We start from the raw sequence: 1,204 nt of genomic DNA, 5'->3' as shown, positions 1-1,204 counted from the left end.
CCGTTCTCGCCGCAGGCCGAACAGACCTGGGTCGAGGCGAACCACGGGTCGGCCTTGATGAACGTCCGTCCATAGAATCTCGCCTTATATTCCAGCTGGCGGACGAACTCGCCCCATCCGGCGTCCCCGATCGATTTTGCCAGGCGGCGGACCCGCATCATCTCCCTCGGCTTCAGCGTCTCGACGACGACGACTTGGTTCTCGTCGACGGTGCGTCGTGACAGCTTGTGGAGGAAGTCGTGCCGGCGGTTCCGTACCTTTTCATGCTTCTTGGCCAATAGGAGCCGCGCCTTCTCGCGGTTCCTGCTGCCGGGCTTCTTGCGGGAGAGAGCGCGCTGCGCCCGTCTCAGCCGCGCCTCGGCCTCGCGCAGGTTGCGCGGGTTCGGGATCTTCTCCGTCACGAGCGCGTCGTTCGTCATGACGGCGAAGTGCCCGAGGCCGAGGTCGATCCCGATCTTGTGCTCGGCGGGGACCCACGGCTCGTCGGGCTGCTCGACGAGGAGCGACACGAAGAATTTGCCCGTCTTCGTCATCGACACGGTCGCCGACCGGATCTCGCCGTCGAAACCGCGGTGCTGTGTGAAGCGGATGAACCCGACCTTCGGCAGCCGGACGTGGCCCCCTTCGATACGGATCGTGCCGTGCTGGTTGTTCGTCGTGTAGGAGGCGCGCGCTTTCCGTCTCGACTTGAACACCGGGAAGCCGGCCGTCCCGGCGAAGAACTTCGCGAACGCCGCGTCGAGGTGCAGCTTCGCGTTGGCGAGCGCGAGGCTGTCCGCCTCGGCGAGGAACGGGAACAGCGGCTTGTACGAGGCGGGTGTCGGCGGTTTGCGTTTCGGGCCGATCCCAGCCTTCGACTCCTCGTGGATGGCGATGCGGTCCTCGAGCAGCTTGTTGTAGACGAATCTGGCGCAGCCGATCGTCCTGACGAGGAACTCGGCCTGTGCCGCCGTCGGGTGGAGCCTGTATTTGTAGCCCTTCAGCATGTCTCCGCCTCCTCTCGGCCGATGGTCGTGATGAACGTCTTCCTCATCCGATACCCGCAGCGGGGGAAGGGAAATCTGACGGAATCACGAACTTCTGTTCGTCATATCTGTCACAGGGGTGGCCAAGAGGTTTATGTACGGGCGATTCATCTCCCACCTACGCTGGGCCTCGCCCCAGACGCTTAGAGGTGGGAGAATTCTCGCTTAATTATGTTAAA

At 63.3% G+C, this 1,204-nt stretch carries 1 protein-coding gene; it reads right to left on the bottom strand.

Annotated features, from left to right (window positions below; genetic code table 11):
- Nucleotides 1-986 (bottom strand): RNA-guided endonuclease TnpB family protein (locus tag EVJ23_RS14970; protein ID WP_131470824.1); only part of this gene is annotated, 986 nt, incomplete at its 3' end.
- Nucleotides 987-1,204: the final 218 nt, after the last annotated feature.

The sequence above is a fragment of the Exiguobacterium sp. SH1S1 genome (genome assembly GCF_004337245.1).
GTDB classification, from domain to species: Bacteria; Bacillota; Bacilli; order Exiguobacteriales; family Exiguobacteriaceae; genus Exiguobacterium; species Exiguobacterium aurantiacum_A.
This window is presented reverse-complemented; position numbering and strand designations above follow the sequence as displayed.